This window comes from Zobellia uliginosa, from assembly GCF_900156625.1.
GTDB lineage: Bacteria > Bacteroidota > Bacteroidia > Flavobacteriales > Flavobacteriaceae > Zobellia > Zobellia uliginosa.
Genome location: NZ_FTOB01000004.1, coordinates 98936 through 123710 on the forward strand (window position 1 = coordinate 98936; position 24775 = coordinate 123710).

23 protein-coding genes are annotated in these 24775 nt (G+C 41.8%); 15 read left to right on the top strand and 8 right to left on the bottom strand.

What is annotated here, in order from left to right; translation table 11 throughout:
- Positions 1-90 precede the first annotated feature (90 nt).
- Positions 91-2487, bottom strand: coding sequence for a heavy metal translocating P-type ATPase (locus BW980_RS12965; RefSeq protein ID WP_076455661.1), 2397 nt, complete (start codon positions 2485-2487; stop codon positions 91-93).
- A gap of 177 nt (positions 2488-2664) precedes the next feature.
- On the opposite strand from BW980_RS12965, the gene BW980_RS12970 reads away from it, so the two are divergent.
- The 3 genes from BW980_RS12970 to BW980_RS12980 all read left to right on the top strand — a co-directional run bounded on the left by BW980_RS12970 (position 2665) and on the right by BW980_RS12980 (position 5726).
- Positions 2665-3300, top strand: a complete 636-nt coding sequence (locus BW980_RS12970; RefSeq protein WP_245800048.1) for a Crp/Fnr family transcriptional regulator — start codon at positions 2665-2667, stop codon at positions 3298-3300.
- A gap of 87 nt (positions 3301-3387) precedes the next feature.
- Positions 3388-4290 carry a universal stress protein gene (locus tag BW980_RS12975; protein WP_076455663.1) on the top strand — a complete coding sequence of 301 codons (903 nt, stop codon included), beginning with the start codon at positions 3388-3390 and terminating at the stop codon, positions 4288-4290.
- Between the two features lie 158 nt (positions 4291-4448).
- Positions 4449-5726 (top strand): NAD(P)/FAD-dependent oxidoreductase, encoded by a 1278-nt coding sequence (locus BW980_RS12980; protein WP_076455664.1) that lies wholly within the window; start codon positions 4449-4451, stop codon positions 5724-5726.
- A gap of 207 nt (positions 5727-5933) precedes the next feature.
- Here the strand turns inward: BW980_RS12980 and BW980_RS22925 are convergent, their stop codons facing one another.
- Entirely contained in the window at positions 5934-6059 is a 126-nt protein-coding gene (locus tag BW980_RS22925) for a hypothetical protein (RefSeq protein WP_262508143.1), read from the bottom strand.
- 279 nt (positions 6060-6338) lie between these two features.
- Here BW980_RS22925 and BW980_RS12990 point away from each other — a divergent pair, with 279 nt between their 5' ends.
- Entirely contained in the window at positions 6339-7496 is a 1158-nt protein-coding gene (locus tag BW980_RS12990) for a homogentisate 1,2-dioxygenase (protein WP_076455666.1), read from the top strand.
- Here the strand turns inward: BW980_RS12990 and hutG are convergent.
- The 4 genes from hutG to hutH are packed head-to-tail and all read right to left on the bottom strand — an operon-like array spanning position 7475 to position 13322.
- Positions 7475-8452 (bottom strand): formimidoylglutamase, encoded by a 978-nt coding sequence (gene hutG / locus BW980_RS12995; RefSeq protein WP_076455667.1) that lies wholly within the window; start codon positions 8450-8452, stop codon positions 7475-7477. The two genes, BW980_RS12990 and hutG, sit on opposite strands and share 22 nt — an antisense overlap.
- Positions 8453-8454: 2 nt before the next feature.
- Positions 8455-10458, bottom strand: coding sequence for a urocanate hydratase (locus BW980_RS13000; protein ID WP_076455668.1), 2004 nt, complete (start codon positions 10456-10458; stop codon positions 8455-8457).
- Between the two features lie 9 nt (positions 10459-10467).
- Positions 10468-11706 carry an imidazolonepropionase gene (gene hutI, locus BW980_RS13005; RefSeq protein ID WP_076455669.1) on the bottom strand — a complete coding sequence of 413 codons (1239 nt, stop codon included), beginning with the start codon at positions 11704-11706 and terminating at the stop codon, positions 10468-10470.
- A gap of 35 nt (positions 11707-11741) precedes the next feature.
- On the bottom strand, positions 11742-13322 hold the full coding sequence (gene hutH / locus BW980_RS13010; RefSeq protein ID WP_076455670.1) for a histidine ammonia-lyase: 1581 nt from the start codon (positions 13320-13322) through the stop codon (positions 11742-11744).
- An 80-nt stretch (positions 13323-13402) separates the two neighbouring features.
- Here hutH and BW980_RS13015 point away from each other — a divergent pair, with 80 nt between their 5' ends.
- Positions 13403-14287 carry a LysR family transcriptional regulator gene (locus BW980_RS13015; RefSeq protein WP_076455671.1) on the top strand — a complete coding sequence of 295 codons (885 nt, stop codon included), beginning with the start codon at positions 13403-13405 and terminating at the stop codon, positions 14285-14287.
- A gap of 43 nt (positions 14288-14330) precedes the next feature.
- Positions 14331-14885, top strand: a complete 555-nt coding sequence (locus BW980_RS13020) for a nitroreductase family protein (RefSeq protein WP_076455672.1) — start codon at positions 14331-14333, stop codon at positions 14883-14885.
- A gap of 14 nt (positions 14886-14899) precedes the next feature.
- On the opposite strand, the gene BW980_RS13025 is transcribed toward BW980_RS13020, so the two are convergent.
- The gene (locus BW980_RS13025) at positions 14900-16219 is read right to left on the bottom strand and encodes a serine hydrolase domain-containing protein (RefSeq protein WP_076455673.1); all 1320 of its coding nucleotides are present in this window, start codon (positions 16217-16219) and stop codon (positions 14900-14902) included.
- A gap of 17 nt (positions 16220-16236) precedes the next feature.
- Positions 16237-16746 carry a DUF456 domain-containing protein gene (locus BW980_RS13030; protein WP_076455674.1) on the bottom strand — a complete coding sequence of 170 codons (510 nt, stop codon included), beginning with the start codon at positions 16744-16746 and terminating at the stop codon, positions 16237-16239.
- Positions 16747-16957: 211 nt separating this feature from the next.
- On the opposite strand from BW980_RS13030, the gene BW980_RS13035 reads away from it, so the two are divergent.
- The 9 genes from BW980_RS13035 to BW980_RS13075 all read left to right on the top strand — a co-directional run bounded on the left by BW980_RS13035 (position 16958) and on the right by BW980_RS13075 (position 24722).
- Positions 16958-17347 (top strand): BlaI/MecI/CopY family transcriptional regulator, encoded by a 390-nt coding sequence (locus tag BW980_RS13035; protein ID WP_076455675.1) that lies wholly within the window; start codon positions 16958-16960, stop codon positions 17345-17347.
- A gap of 11 nt (positions 17348-17358) precedes the next feature.
- On the top strand, positions 17359-19326 hold the full coding sequence (locus tag BW980_RS13040) for a M56 family metallopeptidase (RefSeq protein ID WP_175609893.1): 1968 nt from the start codon (positions 17359-17361) through the stop codon (positions 19324-19326).
- A 1-nt stretch (position 19327) separates the two neighbouring features.
- On the top strand, positions 19328-20467 hold the full coding sequence (locus BW980_RS13045) for a tetratricopeptide repeat protein (protein ID WP_175609894.1): 1140 nt from the start codon (positions 19328-19330) through the stop codon (positions 20465-20467).
- A 128-nt stretch (positions 20468-20595) separates the two neighbouring features.
- Positions 20596-21066: a hypothetical protein gene (locus tag BW980_RS13050; protein ID WP_076455678.1), complete on the top strand. Its 471-nt coding sequence runs from the start codon at positions 20596-20598 to the stop codon at positions 21064-21066.
- Between the two features lie 10 nt (positions 21067-21076).
- Positions 21077-21631 carry a crossover junction endodeoxyribonuclease RuvC gene (ruvC, locus tag BW980_RS13055; protein WP_076455679.1) on the top strand — a complete coding sequence of 185 codons (555 nt, stop codon included), beginning with the start codon at positions 21077-21079 and terminating at the stop codon, positions 21629-21631.
- Positions 21632-21778: 147 nt separating this feature from the next.
- Positions 21779-22912: a radical SAM family heme chaperone HemW gene (hemW, locus tag BW980_RS13060; protein WP_076455680.1), complete on the top strand. Its 1134-nt coding sequence runs from the start codon at positions 21779-21781 to the stop codon at positions 22910-22912.
- Between the two features lie 85 nt (positions 22913-22997).
- Positions 22998-23750: a cyclase family protein gene (locus BW980_RS13065; RefSeq protein WP_076455681.1), complete on the top strand. Its 753-nt coding sequence runs from the start codon at positions 22998-23000 to the stop codon at positions 23748-23750.
- Positions 23747-24097 (top strand): DUF4260 domain-containing protein, encoded by a 351-nt coding sequence (locus tag BW980_RS13070; RefSeq protein WP_076455682.1) that lies wholly within the window; start codon positions 23747-23749, stop codon positions 24095-24097. Before BW980_RS13065 ends, BW980_RS13070 begins: the two co-directional genes overlap by 4 nt.
- 1 nt (position 24098) lies before the next feature.
- Positions 24099-24722 carry a DUF4230 domain-containing protein gene (locus BW980_RS13075; protein WP_076455683.1) on the top strand — a complete coding sequence of 208 codons (624 nt, stop codon included), beginning with the start codon at positions 24099-24101 and terminating at the stop codon, positions 24720-24722.
- Positions 24723-24775 lie beyond the last annotated feature (53 nt).

Sequence of the window (24775 nt, forward strand, 5' to 3'; positions counted from 1 at the left end):
ATTGTTGGTTTTGCAAACCTAACTTTTTAAACGGATCCGTCTAGATTTTTCACGATGAAGTTGCAAATTTGAACGTTATAACTTACAACATCAGTCAATATTTCTGCCTATAAAATTAGTGGCTACCGTGGTAAATGCCACGACGCTAATGGAGCTTAGGGGCATTAAGATGGCCGCAATAACCGGCTCTAATTGCCCTGTAACCGCAAAATAAAGTCCAATTAGGTTATAGGTCAAAGATAGGATAAAACTCATTTTTATGACCTTCATGGCTTTTTTAGAGGCCTGGATGTATTGGTGCAACTGTTTAAATTTGCTGGCATCCATAATGCCATCACTGGCAGGTGAAAATACATTGATGTTCTCAGAAATGGCAAGGCCTACTTCGGCTTGGGCCAAGGCACCGGCATCGTTAAGTCCGTCACCTACCATCAGTACTTTTTTGCCCTGTTCTTGTAGGGATTTAATAAATTCGAGCTTATCCTGTGGTTTTTGGCCAAAATACAAGGGGGTGAGCTTTGGCAACAATTTTTCAAGGCGCTGCTTTTCACCTTCGTTGTCGCCCGAGAGTACGGCTACATTAAAATTTTTAGACATTTTTTCGAATACCTGGGAAACCCCTTCTCGGTATTCATTGTGAAAGATATACTTGCCCTTATAGGTGTCGTTGCTGCTGATATGAACCGCCGTGGTAAGGGCATCCGTAGTTTTTCCGTTACCTACAAAGTCGGCCGATCCCGCTTTAATGTGCTCGTTGTCCTTAGTTCCTTCTACGCCTTTGCCGATGTGTTCTTCGTATTCGTCAAGGGTAACGATATTCTCTTCGGCCAATAGGTTGTAGAGTGATCGGCTCAAGGGGTGGTTCGACCCCCTTAGGGTATTCTTTAATAGGGAGGCCTCGGCTTCCGTAAGGGGCATGCCCTCATAGGTGGCCGTGCTCTTTTGGGCAGTGGTTATCGTACCTGTTTTATCAAAAATAGCCGTATCTATTTGGGCCAATTGCTCAATGGTTTGTGTGTCTTTTAAATAAAATTTCTTACGGCCGAAGATTCGGAGCATGTTGCCAAGGGTAAAGGGTGACGAAAGGGCAATGGCGCATGGGCAGGCAATGATCAAGACCGCGGTAAAGACGTTCAGGGCCTTGCTCGGGTCAAAATAGAGCCAGAAAATGGCCGATAAAGAGGCAATGCTGAGCACGGCTATGGTAAACCTTCGGCCGATACTGTCGGTCAGGGTCTGAAACGTACTGGCCTTGTCTTCCTGAAAAACGGAATTGCTCCACAATTGGGTGAGGTAACTTTGTGAGACTGATTTTAAGGCTTCCATCTCTATGGCACCTTGTAGTTGTTTTCCGCCGGCAAAGACTTTCTCCCCAGATTCTTTTTTTACCGGTTCCGATTCGCCCGTAACAAAGCTATAGTCGATACGAGCCTGTCCTTTAATGAGGATGCCGTCAACGGGAATCAGCTCTTCGCTTCGGATCAGTAGGCGGTCGCCTCTTTCGATATCGTGTACTTGGGCGGTTTCTTCCTTGCCGTCTTTGGTGATGCGGGTTATGGCAATAGGGAAATACGATTTGTAGTCACGTTCGAAGGAAAGGAAGGAATAGGTCTTTTGCTGAAAGAACTTTCCTAAGAGCAAGAAGAAAACCAATCCCGTAAGCGAATCGAAAAAACCGCTTCCCCAATCAAAGACAATATCCAGGGTGCTGCGAACAAAGAGCACGAAGATTCCAAGGGCAATGGGTACGTCAATATTCAACATTTTACTACGGATGCCTTTGTAGGCCGAAATAAAATAATCCCTGCCGGCATAAAGAAGTACCGGTAGCGAAAACAAGAATATAAGCCAATGAAAGACCGGTTCGTATTTGTTGAGCCAGTATTCGCCGCCGGATGCATTGCTTGACGATAGGTCAAAATAGTCGGGAAACGACAGGAACATCACATTGCCAAAGGCAAAACCTGCTACCCCAAGTTTGTAGATAAGGCTACGGTCGGCACTTTTCTTCTTTTTGTCGAAATCATCTAGGGAGATATAGGGCTCATAACCGATACGGGCCAGTAGCACCACGACTTCCTTTAGTGAAATATCGGAACTGCTATATGTAATGCGTACCGTCTTTTTGGGGAAATTTACTTGGGTGCTCTTGATATAATGGTTTAGCTTGTTCAGGTTTTCAAGAACCCAGATACACGAGCTACAGTGAATATGTGGGATATAAAGGTTGACGATCTGTAAGTTGCCGTCATTGAACTCAATAAGTTTTTCTGCGATTGGAGTTGAATCTAAAAAATCGTATCTTCCATCAATTGATTTCGGGGATGCCCCGGCCGCAGATTGCAAGTCGTAATAATAATCGAGGTCATGGCCCGATAATATTTCGTACACGGTCTTGCAACCGTGGCAGCAAAAATTTTTATCGTCTAGTGCGATTGGGTTATTGCCACAGTCGTCGCCGCAATGGAAACAGTTGTTAGATTTCATGTTACACTTGCTAATACCTATTTGCAAAGATGCAAAAGGTAGGTGTTAAAAAATATGACAATTATCAGGTTTAACACGGTCGGTGAAGGTTATCTTTGCATAGTCAGGTATAATTAATGGTGTATGAGCAGCAGATGTGAAAATTGTATAATACGACAATTTAATTCGTTACGTGCGATGAGCAAGGAGGAATTAAAGAAAGTATCCGATTCCAAGGTTTCCAAAAAACTTAAAAAAGGCGAGGCACTATTTCAGGAGGGCGAGCAGCTTAATGGGGTTTTTTGCGTAAGGACCGGGGTTTCAAAACTGTCGAAACTAAGTGCGAACGGAAAAGACCAGATCGTTAAACTGGCCAGTAAGGGGGAGGTAATGGGCCAACGTGCCGTGATTGCCGAAGAAGTCACCAATTTGAGCGCAATCGCGGTAAGTGATATGGAGGTCTGTTTTATACCAAAGGATGTAATTTCCAATACGCTCGATCAAAACCCGAACTTTGCGGTTGAGGTCTTGCGGCATATGGCTCACGATCTAAAGGAAGCTGATGACGTTATCGTAAACATGTCTCAAAAAACGGTAAAGCAGCGAATGGCCGAGGCCTTTTTATACCTTAGAAAAAACTATGGGGACGATACCGATGGTTTCTTGAACTTAGTGCTCTCTCGTGAAGATTATTCAAATGTGGTAGGAACCGCTACCGAATCATGTATCCGGATTATTTCGGAGTTCAAGAAGAAGGGCTTGATCAAAACTTCCGGAAAAAAAATAGGGGTGCTCGACGAACGTAAACTCTTGGAACTCGCCGAAAGATTCTAAACCGGACATTCCAAAACTGACATATGTCATAGTTTACCTATGGCTTTGCATCTACTTTTACCCTTGAAGATTTCAATAAAAAAGTAGATGAAGAATATATTGTTGCCAACCGATTTTTCAGAAAATGCGTGGAATGCCGTATGCTACGCCATAGAGCTTTTTGCCAACGAGGCCTGTACTTTTTACGTGTTGAATACCTATACCCCGCACATAGCCCACAGTCGTTTTATGGCGGCCGCCCTCGAAGGAAATATGTTGGAAGATACGGCCAAGGAAATTTCGGAATCGGGCCTGGCCAAGGTCATATCGCGTATCAAGGCCCAATTCAACAACCCAAAGCATAGTTTTCAGGTGATATCGTCGTTCAGCATGTTGGTCGATGAGGTCAAGGAAACCATAGAAGATAAGGAAATCGATCTGGTGGTGACAGGAACCAAAGGAGCCTCGGGCCTAGAAGAGGTCTTTATGGGCAGCAATACCGTACGGATCATAAAGTCGGTCAATAATTGCCCGGTATTGGCCGTGCCTGAATCCTTTCCCTTTGTCCGCCCCAATGAAATTGCCTTTGCTACGGATTTCAATAGATTCTATACCGAATCTGAACTCGAGCCCCTGCTCGATATGAGCCGGGCCTTTGGTGCGGTCATCCGTATCGTACATGTACAACAAGGGATACATGCCTTGAGCGAACTGCAGAAATTCAATTTAGACATGCTTAGAAAGTATTTGAAAAATGTGGAGCATTATGTTCATACCGTATCGGAACTGAACTCGGTATCAAAAACCTTGGAGGTCTTTAGTAATGAACTGGACATACACCTGTTGGCCATGCTTAATTATCAGCATAGCTATATGGAAAAAATTACAAGGGAACCTGTTGTAAAGAAAATGGCATTTCACACACAGATACCCCTATTGGTCATACCCGAACTGGGAATGTGTAACAAAAAATCGACAAACCAAAACGAGGAAGGCCTTTCCGTTTCCTAGTAAATTGGAGCCATGGTCAATTAGGCCTTGGTCTAGAAATAAAACACAAAACTGCTTGAAAGGGCAGTTTTTTTATTGGGTCAAAATTATCTGTTATATTTCTCCTAATCGCATGCCCCGCAGCATTGGTTCTTCTTAATTTTGTACAAAATTATGACATGAACCTTCCCGATACTGGTCAAAAACGAATAGTGATAATTGGAGGCGGCTTTGCCGGAATATCACTGGCAAAAAATCTAAAAGAAGTTGATTTACAGGTGGTCTTGATCGACCGCCATAACTACCATACCTTTCAGCCACTTCTATATCAGGTTTCTACCAGTGGCTTGGAACCTGATTCCATTGCATACCCGCTTCGAAAGGTCTTGAAGGAACTCGATAATTTTTATTTTAGGATGGCTTCGGTGCAACGCATCGATCCTGATGGGCAGACCGTTTTTACCGATATAGGAAACCTAGGTTACGATTATTTGGTCTTGGCCACAGGAACAAAGACCAATTTCTTTGGCAACCAGAATATAGCCCGGTACGCCATGCCCATGAAGACCGTTCCCCAGGCGCTTGATATCAGGAGCCTTATGCTACAGAATTTTGAAAAGGCCGATGACTGCCTTGATCCGGTTGAACGCAAGGCTTTGTTGAATTTTTGTATTGTGGGCGCAGGTCCTACGGGAGTAGAGTTGGCCGGTGCATTTGCCGAATTGAAGAACAATGTTTTTCCTAAAGATTACAGGCATCTCAACGTAGATGAAATGGAAATCAACCTATTTGAGGGTGGCCCAAGGGTGTTGCCCCCAATGAGCGAGAATGCTTCCAAAAGGGCGGCCGAATTTTTGAAGGCCCTCGGTGTACGTGTTCATTTAAACGTGATTGCCAGTGATTATGACGGGGAGCGACTTACCCTAAAGGATGGCACAACCTTAAACACCAAGAATTTTATTTGGACGGCAGGGGTTACCGGGGCCGCCATTGAAGGTTTTGCCACCCATGTACTTGTGGAACGGTTGAACCGCTATAAGGTAAACCGGTTCAACCAAGTTGAGGGCTATGATACTGTTTTTGCCATTGGTGATATTGCCTATATGGAAACCGAAGACTTCCCTAAAGGACATCCCCAAGTGGCGCAACCCGCCATTCAACAAGGGGAGTTGTTGGCCGATAACCTAGGGCGCATGCTACAGGGAAAAGAATTGAAGCCCTTCACTTATCGCGATAAGGGAACCATGGCCACCATTGGCCGAAATAAGGCGGTTGCCGATATTAAGAAGCTAAAGTTCGCCGGCTTCTTTGCATGGTTTATTTGGATGTTCGTTCACCTAATGGCCTTGGTAGGTTTTAGAAATAAGGTGGTAGTATTTTTTAACTGGGCCTACAACTACATTAACTACGATAAGGCTGCGCGGCTTATTATGAGACGCTTCAAGCCTAAGGCTTAGTTTGTGGCCGGCAAATTGCAATTAATTCAAATGCTTTAGTATCTTTGCGCTGTTGTGTTGTGACCCAGAACCTGAATAGGTTTGGGCCAATGAAAGGCTTTCCTTGTTGGAAGGCTTTTTTTGTTTGCCCCCTTCGGTAATTTGAAAACACGTCGGACATGGCAGTCGACCTGTTTTGGCGAAGGGAGAATTTTAGGAAGGGTAACTTTAGATTTTTTGCAATTGGCGCTCTAACGATGCCTGTTTGTTTTGCTTGGAAGTCGTTTGGTTTTGGATGAGCATCCATGCCTTTTTGGCTCTTTCCGCTTTTACCTGATGATGTGTTCTTTCCATGATACGAGGTGCTAAGGTTTAAACTTCTATGTGTACTTTAAGCCAGATTCAAATTTATGGTCCTCTGGATTATGCCACTCAATTTTATGAGCTTAACGACAGGTCAAACTTACGACGAAATGCGCTCTTTTTATCGCTGAAATACATTATTAAAACGTTTTTTCCATTTTAAGGATTTCTTATATGAAAAATAATTCCATCCGTTTTTATGGAAGGGCAAATATGCGATATCGCTAAAAAAGCACTAATTTTAGGAGTACATTTATAAACGCAGAACATATGCCGTTATATCATAAGCTCGGAAAGTTTCCGCAAAAACGACATACCATCTTCAAAAAAGACGATGGTAGCTTGCATTACGAACAATTGTTCGGAACCATTGGGTTTGATGGAATGTCTTCTTTACTCTATCACTTGCATAGGCCTACACAGGTAAAGGAAGTCGGTAAAACCTTGGATATTGCTCCAAGGGCCGCCGTAGAATACAATATAAAATCGAGATTGCTAAAGGGCTTCGAGATAAAGCCTGAAGATGATTATCTACAGAGCCGAAAGACGGTACTTTTCAATTCAGATGTGCATGTGGGGCTCGCCGCCCCCAGAAAGTCGGTCACGGATTATTTTTATAAGAATACCGATGCCGATGAGCTGTTGTTCGTACATAGGGGTTCGGGTACCTTAAAGACCTTTTTAGGGGAGATTCCTTTTGAATATGGCGACTACCTTATGATTCCCAGAGGGATGATCTATCAAATTGAATTTGATACAGAAGATAATCGCTTGTTGCTTACGGAAAGCTATCACCCTATATACACCCCTAAAAGATACCGGAATTGGTTCGGCCAGCACTTAGAGCATTCGCCATTTTGCGAGCGCGATTTTAAGCTGCCACAGAACCTGCAGACCTTTGATGAAAAGGGAGAGTTTTTGATGAAAGTGAAAAAACAAGGGCAGCTGCACCATTTGGTATATGCCACCCATCCGTTTGATGTGGTCGGTTGGGACGGTTACAATTTTCCCTATGGCTTTTCCATTCATAATTTCGAACCCATTACAGGTCGCGTTCACCAACCGCCCCCAGTGCACCAAACCTTTGAGACAAGCGCCTTTGTGGTGTGCTCCTTCTGCCCGAGGTTGTACGATTATCACCCACAGGCCATACCGGCACCGTATAACCATTCCAATATAGATTCCGATGAGGTGCTCTATTATGTGGATGGTGATTTTATGAGTAGGAAGGGGATTGATGAAGGGTATATTTCCCTACACCCGGCGGGTATTCCGCATGGTCCGCACCCAGGTACTTACGAAGCGAGTATAGGGAAAAGCAAAACGGAGGAACTTGCGGTCATGATCGATACCTTTAAACCGCTAAAGCTGACCCAGCAGGCCATGGATATCGATGACGGTAAGTATTACCAAAGCTGGTTGGAGTAATTTTTAGCATCGAGAACAAAGTGAATTAAAGAGGCCGCTAATTTAGCGGTGTGATTGTCAATATCATATTTTGGATTCATTTCCGCTATATCAATGGAAATCATTTTATTTGAACCTATAATCAATTTTAAAGTTTCAAGAACCATTTTCGGCGTAAAACCCATGGGGGAAGGAGCGCTAACTCCTGGTGCGTAAGCTGAAGAAAAACCATCAAGGTCTATGGTTACATAAATATGGTCTACTTTTTTGATAAAATCTAAAAGTGTGCGTGTAACCTTTTTAAATTCGTTCATTGAAAAAACGATGTTTTCAATGTAGCTCACCCCTAAGTCTCTGGCAGTTTGAAACAATACTTTGTCATTTGCATCCTTTCGGATGCCTAGGCATAAATAGTGAAAAGGAGCATTGTCTTTTTTGCAATCTTCTGCTATTTGATAAAAAGGCGTGCCTGAGTTATTTCCATTTTCAGTGGAACGTAAATCAAAGTGGGCATCAAAGTTTATGATACCTATGGGGGTATTTTTCCCTAAGTATTTTTTGATTCCGTTGTAGTGCGCGTATGCCATATCGTGCCCGCCTCCAAGAAGAACGGGCAAGGCTTTACTTTGCAAGATAAGCTTTACTTTTTCAGATAGGTCTTCTTGGGCTGCTTCCATATCCTCTTGAAGGCATTGAACAGAACCTATATCAAGGAGCTTTGTTTCGGAGCCCAAATGATTGGGCATCTTGCCTAATTGGGTCCGAATTACATCCGGACCATCAAAAGCACCAATTCTTCCCAGATTTCTTTTAACACCTTCATTACAGGCGTATCCCAAAAGTGCAAAACTTTTGGCGTTGGAATCTAAGCTACTTTCGTTTAAATCTATGCACTGCACTTTTTCGTGAAGATATAATTGTTGCCCCGATTTTCTTCCGGTCCAAATTGCAGTTTCGGGTTTCTGATAGTTTACCATGGTTAATCGAAAAGATTTTCTAATACATCGCTTTCCACTAAATTAGGCAAAGTAACCTTGAGTTCAGGAGTTCTTTCCATTTCCCTCTTTATGGCAAATATGGCCTCATCGTTTCGAGCCCAACTTCTTCGTGAGATGCCGTTGTTAACATCGTAGAAAAGCATGTTTTTGAGTTTTTTGGAAGCTTCGGCAGACCCATCTAATAACATACCGAACCCGCCGTTGATGACTTCTCCCCAGCCTACGCCCCCACCATTATGAATTGAGACCCAAGTGGCGCCCCTAAAGCTATCGCCAATGACATTATGAATAGCCATATCTGCAGTAAACTTACTGCCATCATAGATGTTGCTGGTTTCTCTAAAAGGAGAATCCGTTCCACTTACATCGTGATGGTCACGCCCTAGGATAATGGGGTGGGAAATCTCACCAGAATTGATGGCCTGGTTAAAAGCTTCGGCAATTTTTGTTCTTCCCTCGGCATCGGCATAGAGTATTCTTGCTTGGGATCCAACGACCAATTTGTTTTGTTCGGCTTCTTCTATCCATTTTATATTATCCTGCAACTGTTGTTGAATTTCATTGGGAGCATTGGTTTTTATATCCTTCATGACCTGAAGGGCAATTGCGTCTGTCTTTTTTAAATCTTTGGGGTTTCCAGAAGTGCACACCCAGCGAAACGGCCCAAAACCATAGTCAAAACACATAGGGCCTAAAATATCTTGTACATAGGATGGGTATTTAAAATCAATTTGGTTTTCGGCCATCACATCGGCGTTGGCGCGTGAACACTCTAAAAGAAAAGCATTTCCGTAATCAAAGAAATAGGTGCCTTTTGCGGTATGTTTATTTATGGCAGATGCATGTCTTCTAAGGGATTTCCGAACGTAGTTTTTAAATTCTTCAGGATTTTCGACCATCAGTTCATTTGATTCTTCAAAACTTAAATCAACAGGATAATATCCGCCAGCCGAAGGGTTGTGCAATGAGGTTTGGTCGGAACCTAAATGGATGTATATATTCTCGGAATAAAAACGTTCCCATACCTCTACCACGTTTCCGATGAATGCCAAGGATACGATTTCCTTTTTGTCGATAGCTTCTTTTGTGCGAGAGACAAGATCGTCCATATCATCAATAAGTAAATCGACCCAACCTTGAGAATACCTCTTTTTTGCTGCAGCCGGGTTGACTTCTGCGCAAATGGTAATACATCCGGCGATATTTCCTGCTTTTGGTTGTGCGCCGCTCATACCGCCCAAGCCTGCTGTCAAGAATATTTTTCCTGCGCATGTTTCGTCTTTTTTTAAAACTTTTCTAAACGCGTTCATTACCGTTATTGTAGTACCGTGAACGATTCCCTGTGGGCCAATATACATGTATGAACCAGCCGTCATTTGTCCGTATTGGGTAACCCCTAAGGCATTGTATTTTTCCCAATCGTCAGGTTTTGAATAGTTAGGAATCATCATACCATTGGTAACCACTACCCTTGGTGCTTCCTTAGAAGAAGGGAATAAGCCCATAGGGTGTCCGGAATAGATATGCAAGGTTTGCTCATCGGTCATTGAAGCCAGGTACTGCATGGTTAACAGGTATTGCGCCCAATTCTGAAAAACGGCACCATTACCACCGTAGGTAATTAATTCTTCAGGATGTTGGGCCACGGCAGGGTCAAGATTGTTCTGGATCATCAACATGATACCTGCCGCCTGCCGTGATTTATAGGGGTATTCGTTAATAGGTCTGGCATAGAGTTTATAGGCAGGCTTAAAACGAAACATATAGATGCGTCCGTGGGCCTTGAGTTCTTTAGCAAACTCTGTAGATAGTTCTGAATGCCATGCAGCCGGAAAATATCGAAGCGCATTGCGGATTGCCAGTTTTTTTTCTTTTAGGGATAATATCTCTTTTCGTTTAGGGGCTCGATTGGCGTCGAACGAATATTCCTTTTTGGCAGGAAGCTTTTTCGGAATACCTTGAAGTATTTGTTCTTTAAAGTTCATACGTAATGCTTATTGATGTTTGTCATAAACCTTTTCACCATTCTTATAGACCACGCAAGGCTTAAAGCTTCCTTGGTGATATAATATTTCTCTGTAATCACTTGAGTGAAAGAGAAGGACATCTGCTAAGAGTCCTTCTTTTAATTGGCCTCTATCCTGCAGATTTAACGCTGCGGCGGCACGAAAAGTAATTCCCGCTAAAACCTCGGCATTGGATAATTTTTCAAATGATCCAAGAATAGCGGCTTGAGTCAATAAATCGCCCATTGGGGCAGAACCTGGGTTGTGGTCACTTGCAATGGCCAAGGCACCACCAGCATCTAAAATCTTTCTGGCCGGAGTGAAATTGCAACCTAATCCCAATGAGGCCCCGGGTAATGCTGTTGAAATGATATCACTTTGGGCCAAAAGATTTATTTCGGTTTGGGTACTCGCTTCTAAATGATCGGCACTGATTGCCCCAACATCAACGGCAACCTTACTTCCGTTCGTTGAAAATTGATCCGCGTGAACGGTAATGTCAAACCCCATTGCTTTTGCCTTTTTCAAATACGGTGCGATCTGTTGCTCAGAAAAGGCACTTTCTTCTACAAAGGCATCAATGCGGTTCGTTAAGTGTTCTTCCTTTAAAATAGGGAACAGGGTAGAGCTAATTAGCTCTAAGTAATCTTCTGGGCTTCCTTCAAAATCTTTAGGAAACATATGTGCTGCCAGACAAGTCGAAATTAAATCGGCCGGAGTTTGGTCATTTGCTTTCTGAATTGCCCTTAGCATCTTCAATTCTTCGACAACAGATAACCCGTAGCCACTTTTTACCTCAATAGTGGTAGTTCCGTTTTTTAAATGCCGATGGGCCCGTTTCATTGTTGTTTTTATCAGTTGGTCTTGGCTACTTTTTCTGGTTTGGGTTACCGTATCCCAAATTCCGCCACCGGCTTTGGCGATTTCCAAGTATGTTTTACCGGCATTTCGCATAGCATAGTCAGCGGCCCGTGAGCCGCCAAAACAAATGTGGGTATGCGCATCTATAATACCGGGCAGTCCTATGTGGTCACCTTTTAATTCGTGAACTTCTACTTTGCAATAAGCAATTTTGAGTTCATTGAATTTACCGATAGACTTTATTCTGGTTCCTTCGATCAAAATTCCGACATCTTCCATGACCAGAATATCATCATCTGAAAGCGGACCTTTTATTGATAGCCCTGTCATAGGGATAAGCTGTTTAAACGGACCTATTAATTTCATAATTGTAATTTTGTGATATTGTAGGGATACACTATTTAGTAAGTTTCGAATTCCTCTGAGAAAGGTATTTCAAATTTGAGATTCTTTTCCTTTTTGACTTTATCTATTGCTTTAATAATAGTCTGGTTTTTAATCATTTCAATTCCCTTTTGAATGTCGTCGGCAAATACCCTATCCTTTTCGGCAAAAGCCACTTTTTTTCTAATTTCTTTATGGATTTCATCCAAAAAAATTCCTGACTTCAAGGGTTTTCGAAATTCGAAAGCCTGTGCCGCCGTCAAAAGTTCAATGGCCAGAATCTTTTCTATATTGCCAATGACCTGAAGAGCCTTCCTTCCCCCAATAGAGCCCATGCTTACATGGTCTTCCTGGCCTAAGGAAGTGGGAATGCTATCGGCGCTTGAAGGAAAACAAAGTCCCTTATTTTCACTAGCCAAGGCAGCGGTAGTATATTGCAATATCATATAACCGGAATTTATTCCGGTGTCTTCCATTAAAAGCTTTGGTACCCCAGGGCTGTTGCCTTTAAGTGCCAAATAAATTCTGCGATCCGAAATATTTCCTATTTCTGAAGCAGCAAGACAAACATAATCTAAAGCCATTGCTAAGGGTTGACCGTGAAAGTTTCCTCCACTAATGGTTAATTTTTCGTTGATAATCAGTGGGTTGTCGGTGACGGAATTCAATTCTATTTCGGTCAACTCTTTAAGGTGCAGCCATGCATTTCTAGATGCGCCATGTACTTGTGGAATGCAACGTAGGGAATATGGGTCTTGAACCCGTTCACAGTCAATATGGTCCTCTAATATTTCGGAACCTTTTAGTAATCGTTTTATGCGTTTGGCAACATGAATGTTCCCTTTGTACGGTCTTAGCGCATGAAGTTCATTAAAGAAAGGTTTGACGGAGCCTTGAAGTCCTTCGATCATCATTGCCCCAATGACATCGGCTTGGGCTAAGCAGCCTTGTAATTTTTGCACTACTTTAACCGCATGTGCCGCTATGAATTGAGTACCGTTGATTAGGGCCAATCCTTCTTTGGGCCCCAAATTCAGAGGCGTTAACCCTACTTTTTTCAATAAGGTGGCGGCTGCTATTTCTTCACCTTTAAAGTGAACCTTTCCTAGTCCTATTAAAGGTAAGAAAAGATGCGAAAGCGGGGCTAAATCACCCGAGGCCCCGACAGAGCCTTGGGAAGGCACTACAGGTATAGCATCGTTTTCTATATGCCATATTATACGTTCCAAGGTAGATTCTGCAATACCGGAATATCCTTTAGCTAACGATTGCACTTTTAAAATCATCATGAGTTTGGCAATTTCCATATCAATGGTATCGCCCACCCCGACACTATGGCTTTGCAAAATATTATTTTGTAAAATTTTGGTATCCTCCTTTGATATTTTTGTTGTGCATAGTGGACCAAAACCGGTGTTGATACCATAAACCGGATGGCCTTTTTCAACAATGTTCTGAACTGTTTTCCAGCTTGCTTTGACTTTCTCTCTAGTGGAAGAGGTCAGTTTCATTTCCGTTTTACCCGCTGCTATTGAAATTGCTATGCCGGCGGTTAGCCAATCTTCGCCAAAACAAAAGGTCTTTTTTGTAGTCGCCATGCTTCTATTTTTTATGGATTATAAAATTAAAGAGTAATTTTGATGATCAGTGATACCATTATAGTCAATAGTCAATAACCATGAGTTATCAATTAGAGTTGCGTCATTTCAATTATTTCCTAGCTGTGGCAAAAGAGTTGCATTTTAGAAAGGCAGCGGAAAAACTTTTTATTTCCCAACCTGGTTTGAGCAGGCAAATCAAACAAATGGAAGAAATCTTGGATACACCACTTTTTGTGCGGGATAAGAAAAAAGTGAAGCTGACTCCGGCGGGTATGTATTTAAAAGAAGAGGTAGAGTTTATCCTTAATCACTTAGAACTAATCCAAAAGCAATCAAGAACAATTGGAGAGGGACATCTAGGTGAAGTAAGAATTGGATTTTTGGGTTCTGCAATGCAAGAAGTAATCCCGAAATTCTTGTTACAATTAAAAGAATCATATTCGGGAATAAAAACGAGTCTTGAGGAACTTTCAAATCGTGCCCAGGTCGACGCGCTTTTAAAAGATAAATTAGATATTGGTTTTGTACGCTTGGCCCGGGTACCTAAAGGAATTGAAATTATGCCGGTAAAAGAGGATAGTTTCTCTGTAGTGCTTCCTGAAAATCATGCGTTAAGCGCTGAAAATTTCAAGAAAATGGGGCAATTGAAAGAAGAGAGTTTTATTCTTTTTGCACAGGAATACAGTCCTTTGTATTATGATACTGTAGTGAGTATTTGCGAGGATTCCGGTTTTAGTCCAAAAGTTTCCCATAAGTCGGTTCATGCGCAGACCATTTTTAAATTGGTAGAAAATAATTTGGGTGTTTCCATAGTGCCAACGTCTTTGCAGTATGGTTTTAAGATGAAAATAAAGTTCATTGAGCTAAAGCAAATCCCCCAAAGAGCGGTGCTTTCCGTTATTTGGAAATCCGATAATAGAAATCCTGTCTTAAAAAACTGCATGGATTTGATTTTGGGATAACAGTAATAACAAATTCATAGATTTGTACCTCAAAAAAGAAGCTATGATTTTTGACCTTATAAAAAACAGACGCTCGGTTTTTCCAGCGCAGTATAATAATAAGCCTATTGCCAAGGCCGATATCGAAAAAATATTGGAAGCGGCCAATTGGGCCCCTACCCACAAAAAAACCGAACCATGGAGGTTTCGGGTTTTACAGGGGGAGTCTCAAGAGAAATTGGGACTTTTCCTTTCCTTGAAATATCTGGAAAACGATCCCAACCCGAAGGAGTTCAAAGCCAAAAAACTGATTGAAAACCCGAAGCGTGCGGGCGCAATTATCGCTATCTGTATGCAAAGGGATCCCGCCCAAAGTATTCCCGAATGGGAAGAAGTCGCCGCTACCGCAATGGCCGTTCAAAATATGTGGCTCTGCTGTACGGAAATGGGTATTGGCTGCTATTGGAGCTCACCGGGACTGGTAAAGCATATGAACGATTTTTTTGAAATGAACGAGGGTGAAGCCTGTTTGGGCTTTTTCTATATGGGCTATTCCGATGAGGAAATTCCTGAAGGACAGCGGAGTCCCATTGCGGATAAGGTAGTTTGGATGGATTAAGGCCTGTCTAAAGCTTATTCCCTGGTGTACATATAAGTGTTTCCTCCTTGTTTTAGTAGCATGGTATTTTCTTTTGGATTGAATTCCAGGCGTACGCCTGCTTGGTGAAACTCAAAGGCATGCTCTTCTACCGCTTCCAACGGAAATGAGGGCTGACCGGTAGCCTGTGCTGTTAGGTTTCCTTCGTTTTCGGTAATAGTAAGTTTCAAGTGGAGTTGTTTGCTTCCATAAATGCCTAGATATTTTTCTAAGTCTTCTGCTGTAACCTCAATGGTTTCGAAATGGGGTATGTTAAAAGACTTGTCATAATATGCCGCTAAAACAGCAATAAGAATATCATTATTGCTATAACGGGTTCCGTTAGATATGAGTGCCACGGAAATATGGTCCTTGGGAAATGTAGCTAGTTGAGAAGTAAAGCCGTCTATACCACCATTGTGTCCAAATCCTTTTTTATTGAAATAAGGCATTTCAAACAATCCCATACCGTAACCATCTTCAAAAGTCTTCATTTGTTTTAGACTTTTGTTGGTAATAAGTTTCCCCTCATGTAGAGCGGTGGAAAAAGTATTAAGGTCGGTAGGAGTAGAGACGATGGCTCCGGCTCCTATTGGAATGGACATATGGGTTTCAAAAGATTTGTTCCATCGGGTATCATAATTATATGAAAAGGCCTCATGGTTGTTGGGGTCTATGGGGCTCCCCATATATGTATTTTTTAACTGCAGGGGCTCGGTTATTTTTGTTTTAATAAGATTGGCGTAACTGTCCTTTAGAACGTCTTCCAGAATAAAAGTCAATAGCTGATAATTGGAGTTGCTGTATTCTCCTTTGCTATTAGGTTCAAAAACACTACCCCCTTGTTCTATAAGTTCCAGTAGTTGCTGTCTTGTTTTGGGTTGCGTATTCCATAGAAGGTAATCTGGTCTGCTGGTAACATTGGCAATACCGCTTCGGTGATTAAGCAAATTACCAATAGTAATACTGGTGGCGTTTTTAATGTTAGGAAAAAAGTCGGCTATAGGTTGGTCCAGGGATATTTTTCCTTCCTCAATGGCCATAAAAGTAAGTACAGAAGTAAACATTTTGGTAATGGACCCAATTCTGAATTTCGTTTTTTCGTCAATTTCTTGTTGGGCATCAATATCTGCATAACCGATGGATCTACTGTATATCGTCTTTCCGTTTTCTGAAAGGGCAAGGCTTCCCATGAAACGATCATGGCTTTCTAAATGGTTAAAAAGACTGTCAAGCTTATTGAAATTGGATTCTTGGCAAAAGACAGAAAGCCCCATCAGTAAAAGCAGTACCGATGTGAATGTTGTTCTTTTCATGGGGATGGGTTTTGGTTTTAAAACGAAAATAGCTCTAAACGGTAATTCCAGGCCGTCGATAGAAAGAGTCCGAGATAGATTATGGCAATCAAGAATTTCATAAAGGTACCGGTCAAGAAACCCAAGAACGATCCAAAAGCGGCTTTGGTGGCCGTTTTTCCATCGGCTTTATTCAATAATTCCCCTACCAAGGCCCCCACAAATGGCCAAACAATAATGCCAAGAGGACCTAAAATTGGGAAGAAAAGCGCGACCAATAGTCCCAAGGTAGTGCCGATAACCCCTGCCCTGGTTCCACCGAATTTTTTTGTCCCTATGGCGGGTATTACGTAGTCTAGGGCAAATACCATTAGGGCGAGGGCCGCCGTAATACCTAAAAATAACCAGTCTTGGGGAACGGCCTTGGTGAGGTGTAGCAATAGTAGTCCCACCCAGCTGATCGGAGGTCCTGGGAGTACGGGCAAGAAGCTGCCCAAAATTCCCACGAACATCAAAATGAAACCTAAAACAAGCAGTACAATGTCCATTTTATCAATTTGCTGTTTGACGAAGATAAGTACATTTTGTTACATCTTTTCGGTGGGCTCTCCTGTTACTTTTAAAGGGAGGCCTGACTGTTAGTGTGTTAGCACTTTTGATGGTGCGTAAAACCGATTTATTTTTTTTTGAACTAAAAAAATAGTTTGAACTAAAATTTTAGTTATATTTGTTTTAATGTTAAACTAAATACTTAGTTAAATGAAGCAATTAACAAAGGCGGAAGAAGAGGTGATGCAACGGTTATGGGAGTTGGAAAAGTGTAATGTTGCGGCCATTATTGAACGCTTGCCCGAGCCCAAACCGGCATATAATACGGTATCTACGATAGTACGGATTTTAGAGGGAAAGGGCTTTGTGGGCCATGAAAAGGAGGGGAAGGGCTATCTCTACTTTCCTATCGTAAAAAAGTCGGATTACAGCAACCAGAGTATCAATAAGCTGGTGGACGGGTATTTTCAGGGTTCCTTTAAAAGTATGGTCTCTTTTTTTATGAAGAAGAACGATATGAGTCTTTCTGAATTGGAATCTATAATGCAGGATATTAAAAAGGCTTCCAGGCCGGAAGGGATAAATAAAAAGAATAAATAAAACTGACGCTGATGATACAGTATATTCTGGAGAGCATGGCTTTTCAATTGGTTTTTCTTGTGATTTATGATGCCCTGCTAAAACGGGAGACCTTTTTTCAATGGAACCGCTTTTATCTTTTGGGTACATTTTTGTTGTCTTTAGTGCTGCCTTTTATAAAAATAGACGCTTTTAAAACCACAGTAGAACAGCCCTATATTGAATATGGCGAGCAACTTTGGGGGGTAAATAATGCCCTTGTAGTTGGAGCTCGGGAGCCTACCGGAATAGACATTTCATGGCAAACGGTATTATTTGTATCAGGAGCACTGGTAGCTACATTGCTGTTGGCGTATAAGCTGCGCCAGCTGTACCTTTTGAGCATAAAAGGAGACCGGATTAGTTTCAAGGAGTTTACACAAATATTGATTCCCAATAGCAACATGGCTTTCTCCTTCTTTAAATCAATTTTTATTGGGGATAAGGTTTCAAAAACGGATTACACCAATATTATCGACCATGAATTGGTTCATATAAAACAAGGCCATTCTTGGGATTTGCTCTTTTTTGAGCTCATGCGGATAATAGGTTGGTTCAACCCTCTAGTCTACGTTTACCAAAATAGAATATCGGAATTGCACGAGTTCATCGCCGATGCAAAAGTTGCGAAAAACAATAAAAACGAGCAATACCAATTGTTGCTTTCCCAAGTATTTCAAACTCAAAATATATCGTTCATCAATCATTTTTTTAAATCATCATTAATCAAAAAACGAATCGTCATGTTACAAAAATCACAATCAAAATCGGTTTTCAAATTAAAGTATTTGGCATTGTTGCCCTTGATTTTGGGGATGTTGTTTTATACTTCGTGCGAAAACGATGATGAAAATAGTCTGGAGGTTAATGAAAATATCATAACCGTAAGTAGCGTAGATAATCTCTCTGAAGAAGAGGAAACTAAGGTGTATGCAAGATTGAAGTCTCTAGCCGATTCCGAAGAAGCCTGGAGCTTAAAGGTAGAAGATTCCCAAAATTCATTGAAGTTCGAAAGTACAAAGGAGGACGTATTTGTTTCGGGAATTAACAACGAACCAATTCGGGCTAAAATGACCATAAATAATACAAACGGGCGAGCAAAATTATTTAAAAACTTTATACCTTCTGCAGGCGAACCGTACGATTGGAAAAAGATTTATAGAGAAGAAAATCTAGTGCCTTTTGCTTATGCCCACGAGGTTCCTGTTTTTCCGGGTTGTGAAAATGAAAATGATTTAAAAGCTTGTTTTCAACAAAATATGCAGGAACATATTGGCAAGTATTTTAAATATCCGGAAGAGGCTCAGAGGCAAGGCATTCAAGGTAGGGTGAGTATTATGTTTACCATAAACGAAGATGGTTTAATTACTGATATTCGCAAAAGAGGTCCCCATGAATTATTAGAAAATGAAGCGGTTCGTATTATTAAAAAATTGCCGCGTATGACACCGGGTTCTTTCGAGGGTAAAACAGTCAAAGTTCCATTTTCAATTCCTATCAGTTTTAAATTAGAACAGGCAGGGTTTAGTCCGTCTAGTACTGACGATATTTATGCGCAAATGCAAAAGGAAGAAATAGCTAAATTATCCGCTGAGGCCCAAATAGCTTATGGGAATTCCGTGGCATTTAAAGAAGTAGAAATTCCCCCTGTTTTTCCGGGTTGTGAAAATGCGGATAATATACAAGACTGTTTTCAGAAAAGTGTAAATCGGCATATTTCCAAGAATTTCAGGTATCCGCAGGATGCACAAGAAAGAGGGATTCAAGGTAGGGTTCTGGTAATTTTCCTAATGGATACCTCAGGAAACATTACTCATATTTCTACAAGAGGCCCGGATAAATCTTTCGAAGAGGAAGCGGAACGTATTATTTCTAAATTACCTAAAATGTCCCCGGGTAAACATAAGGGTAAAAATGTAAATGTACCATATTCAGTTCCTATCACCTTTAAACTTAGATAGCTTGAGAGTCATAATTCGTATTTTTTTGATGGTAATCTATATTACATCAGAAGCCCAAGCGGTCACATCGCCGGTGGCCGATAGTCTCTATGCCACCGGTAACTACCTAAGGGCAATAAACCATTATGCCGAAAATGCTTCCGTTGCTTCTACCTTGCAAATTGCCAGGGCCTATAACGCTATTGGCAATTATGAAAAAGCAATTGCACAGTATCAGAATGTGCTGTCTCAAGATGCAAGGCTTCAAATTGCAAAATTTGAACTGGGAAAGCTCTGTCTGAAAACAAAAGACTTTACGAATGCGGAGGCCCTATTCTTAGAACTGACGCATGCTGCAAGTAACAACCCTGAGTATCATTTTTATTTGGGAGAGACCTTTCGTGAAGAAAAAAAGACCGAGCGTGGTCTGGTGTCTTACAAAAATGCAGTGGTAATTGATAGTACACATTTAAGAAGTCTGTTTCAATTAGGGAAATATTATGTGAGCCAGAGAGAAAAAGACTCGGCCTTAACTTTTATCGATAAAGGCCTTGGCTTCTACGAAAACGACGTCGCACTGATAAACTTAAAAGCACTGGCCTATTATAACAACGATGAGTATGTCAAGGCATCTCCTTATTTTGAAAGGCTTATAGAGTTGGGCGAGCACAAAGAGTACATCTACGAGAAATTAGGTTATTGTTACTTTAAGGATTGGGAGTTTGAAAAGGCAAAAGCCAACTATAAAAAGGTCTTGGAACTGAACGATGAAAATGCCGATGCCTATTATAATTTAGGTCAGGTATTTCGGAAAGACCGGCAGATAGATAGTGCCCAATATTACATCAAAGGGTCCATAGCGGTTCAAAAACCATTTTTGTTGAAGGAATATGTAGCCCTGGCAGGAATCGCAAGAAGTAAAGGCGATATAAAAACGGCTTTGAAATACTACAAATTAGCACATCAAGAAGACCCGGATGATGCACTGGTCTATCACAATGTTTGTACAGTGGCGGATCAGTATTACAAAGACCCTAAAATCAAATTAACGTATTATGAAAACTTTGACGAGAGATTTGGTGATAAAAATGACTATATGTCCAAAATGGTAAACAAGCGTATTTCTGAATTAAAGGAGGAAATTCATTACGATGTGAAATAATCCCCCTCGTTTTCTAGATTGCTTTTTTGCTGCTAAGATCCATTTTTTAGGTGTTTTCCCTTTGAGAATCGCTATTCATAGCGTAAACCTCCCTAAAAAATCGTAATTTCCGCCTAGAATTCAGGGCAATGCGAAACCTTACATTTTTATGCTTTCTATTCGTGCTGACCGCGTGTAATTGGTCGGCTTCAAGGGAGAAGAAAACCCAAGAATTGGTAAACAAAGAGATATTGGGTATCGACTGGGAAGATGTGGACCAATACCCTCTTTTCGCCGATTGTGACGAAACGGCTTCTAAACAAGAGCAGAAACAATGTTTTATGACGACTTTGTTGAAGCACTTCTCAGAAACTTTGGAAGAATCGGATTTTGTGGTGGAAGAAGCCGTCAACGATACTATTTTTGTCGACTTTTTGATGGAAGTTTCAGGGGCCATTTCACTTTTGGAAATCGATAAGGGCGGTATTACCGACGATCAGCTTCCGGGTTTTGACGAACAGATTACAAAATGTTTGAACCGTTTGCCCAAAATTGAGCCCGCATTAAAAAGAGGTATTCCCGTTAGGGCAAAATTTAGAATTCCTATAGTACTGCAATAAAACAAATCATTTGGCTACGGAAAAAATTATACTCGGTATTGACCCAGGTACTACCATTATGGGCTTCGGTCTTATAAAGGTAGTAGGAAAAAAAATGGAGTTCATTCAAATGAACGAACTGCTCCTTCAAAAATATAATGACCACTACGTAAAACTAAAGCTCATTTTTGAACGCACCATAGAACTTATAGACACGTATCACCCTGATGAAATCGCCATAGAGGCACCTTTCTTTGGCAAAAACGTACAGTCGATGCTCAAACTGGGGCGCGCCCAAGGTGTGGCCATGGCTGCGGGACTCTCACGTGAAATTCCCATAACGGAATATTTGCCGAAGAAAATAAAAATGGCCATCACCGGGAATGGTAATGCCAGTAAGGAACAAGTGGCCAAAATGCTCCAAAGTCTACTGGGATTAAAAACCTTGCCCAAGAATTTGGATAGCACCGACGGCCTTGCCGCTGCCGTTTGTCACTTTTACAACGAAGGCAGGGTAGAGGTCGGTAAGAGCTACTCTGGTTGGGACGCATTTGTTAAACAGAATAGTTCTAGGGTGAAGAAGTAGGGGGAATTATGTTGCGGGGTATGAGGTAAAGAACACTCGGTGAACGTTAAACCTTATTTCCCTACATCCAAAAAAAGACAATAGCCCAAAGCCTTAAGAGCTAAATACTTAATACTGTATACTTAACACCAATTACCCCAAAAAAACATGAGCGGAATCTATATCCACATCCCTTTTTGCAAACAGGCCTGTCATTATTGCGACTTCCATTTTTCGACCTCCATGGGAAAGAAAGGGGCAATGGTTGCGGCTTTGCGGAAAGAACTGCGCTTGCGTAAAGACGAGTTCAACGATGAGGTGGTGGAGACTATTTATTTTGGAGGAGGAACGCCGAGCGTCTTGGAAACCGAGGAAATACAATCCATTATTGATTCGGTTTACGACAATTATAAAGTTGCAGGGGATCCTGAAATCACCTTGGAGGCCAACCCGGATGATTTGTCGACGGGGAAGATAATGGCCCTTGCTAAGAGTCCTGTCAATCGTTTAAGTATTGGAATACAGTCCTTTTTTGAAGAAGATTTAAAACTGATGAACCGGGCACATAATGCCAGTGAAGCGGAGAATTGCATAAGGGAGGCAACCGCCTATTTCGATAATATTTCTATCGATTTGATTTACGGCGTTCCGGATATGGACAATGAACGTTGGAAGCATAATATCGACAAAGCCCTTTCCTTTGGTATTCCCCATATTTCGAGTTATGCCCTCACCGTTGAGCCACAAACGGCCCTTGCTAGTTTTATAAAAAAAGGCTTGGTCAAAAATGTAGATGATGAGGTGGCGCAGGCGCATTTTTATATTTTATCGGAGACCTTGGAGGCTGCCGGGTTTGAGAGCTACGAAATCTCCAATTTCGGGAAGCCGGGCTATTTTTCAAAAAACAACACGGCCTATTGGCAACAGAAAAAATACTTGGGTATAGGTCCCTCGGCCCATTCTTATGATGGTGTGCGTAGGGGGTGGAACATCAATAATAATCCGAAATACCTAAGGGCTATCGAAAAAGGGGAGCTTCCTATGGAGACGGAGACCCTGTCGGTTACCGATACCTATAACGAATATGTAATGACCGGCCTACGTACCATTTGGGGGGTGTCGCTTTCAAGGATAGCGTCCGATTTTGGTGAGAACTATCGTGAGTATGCATTGATGCAGGCCGAAAAACACCTGAGGGACGAATTGCTCCATATTGCGGGAGACACCTTGTTGACTACCAAAAAAGGGCGTTTTTTGGCAGACGGCCTCGCATCTGACCTTTTTATGGTAAATTTGGGGTAGGTGTCGGCATATGGCATTGAAAAGGAAAAATAGTGCCTTTTGAGTTTCCGTAGCTTATGGATGTCCTTAAAACTCAACACATTTTATGATTGCCACAATAAAATATAGAACAAAGAATTACCCGATAGACCTTAGCAAGCCCTTGGATATTTCCATCGCTATAAAAGGGGGGAGTGAAAACGTAACTGCCTGGTACGTTGCGCCGCCTGAAATTAGGGCACATGAAGAAGATGGTTTTGTGGGTAAGGTGTCTGAGGGGGCATCGATTAATTTTAACGATATTGCCTTCAATCCCCATGCCCATGGTACCCATACCGAATGTGTCGGGCATATCACGGACGAGTTTCATTCCGTCAATAAGAACCTAAAGCAATATTTCTTTTTGGCCGAAGTGATTACCATTGCCCCAGAAATGCTTGATGGCGATTTTGTGATTTCAAAAAAGCAGCTAAAATACGCTTTGGGCAATAAAAAGAGGGAAGCCTTGGTCATCCGTACCTTGCCCAATTTGAGTCAGAAGAAGTCTAGGCAGTACTCGCATTCGAATCCGCCTTATCTTACGCAGGAAGCGGCCGAATTTTTGGTGGAAAAGGGAGTCGGGCATTTGCTGGTAGACCTTCCTTCCGTAGATAAGGAAAAAGACAATGGGGCCTTGGTCGCCCATAAGGCATTTTGGAACTTTAATGGTAAACTTCGCAAGAATGCTACCATAACGGAATTTATTTATGTGCCCAACTCCGTAGGAGATGGCTCTTACATATTAGACCTACAGGTGGCGCCTTTTGAGAACGACGCTAGCCCCAGTAGGCCGGTACTTTATGAAATTATTAAAAAATGAAAAGACTCTTGAAGGTTGAGGAATTCTTCATGTTCCTCTTCGGCATTTATCTGTTTAGCCTCTTGCCCTATGCTTGGTGGTGGTTTTTGGCTTTATTGTTGACCCCTGATATTGGTATGCTCGGCTATCTTTTGGGAAACAAGGCAGGGGCCTTTACCTACAATCTGTTCCATCATAAGGGCATTGCCCTTGTGATCTATATAATTGGGGCGTATATTTCAGAACCGATATTGCAGTTGATAGGGATTATCTTATTTTCGCATGCTGCAATGGATCGTGTTTTCGGTTACGGCCTGAAGTACGACAAAGGATTTAAATTTACCCACTTGGGGGAAATAGGAAAATAACATGGATAATATTTTCGATACCTTCTTAGGCCTGATATTAGGTGCTATTCTCATGTACTGGGTATATTCCTTTTTGAGGCAGAAAAAGAAGAAAGAGGTCACCAAGCACCAATCTACGGTACTTGTAGATAAGATACAGCGCGTGTGCAAGCTGGTTTCGGTCGAAGGCGATTTTGCCGAAATCTACCGTTATGAGAATATCAAGGAACGGTTTATGAGCTTAGTGAGCAGCAAGAAAAAAGCCCTGTTGGTCATCAATGCCAAGGCCCATATCGGATATGACCTGAAAAAAATAAAGATCAAGGCCGATGAGGAGAACAAGCGGATCATACTGACCCATTTTCCAGAGCCGGAAATCTTGTCGATCGAGCCCGATATCCAGTTTTACGATATTCAGAGCGGGGTGTTCAATTTCTTTTCTTCGGAAGACCTGACCTTATTGAACAAAGAAGCCAAACAACATATCCGAGAGAAGATCCCGCAAAGCGGATTGATGGAAACGGCCAAAAAGGAAGCCATTCAGGCCGTATTGTTGATCGAGAATATAGTGGAGACCATTGGTTGGAAACTTGATTACACGGCTTTGAAAATTACCGAGAAGCAAAAAGAAATGCTCGAAGACTAGCTTAAATGGTTTATATAAATACAATGATTATGAGAACGTTTACTACAGTAATA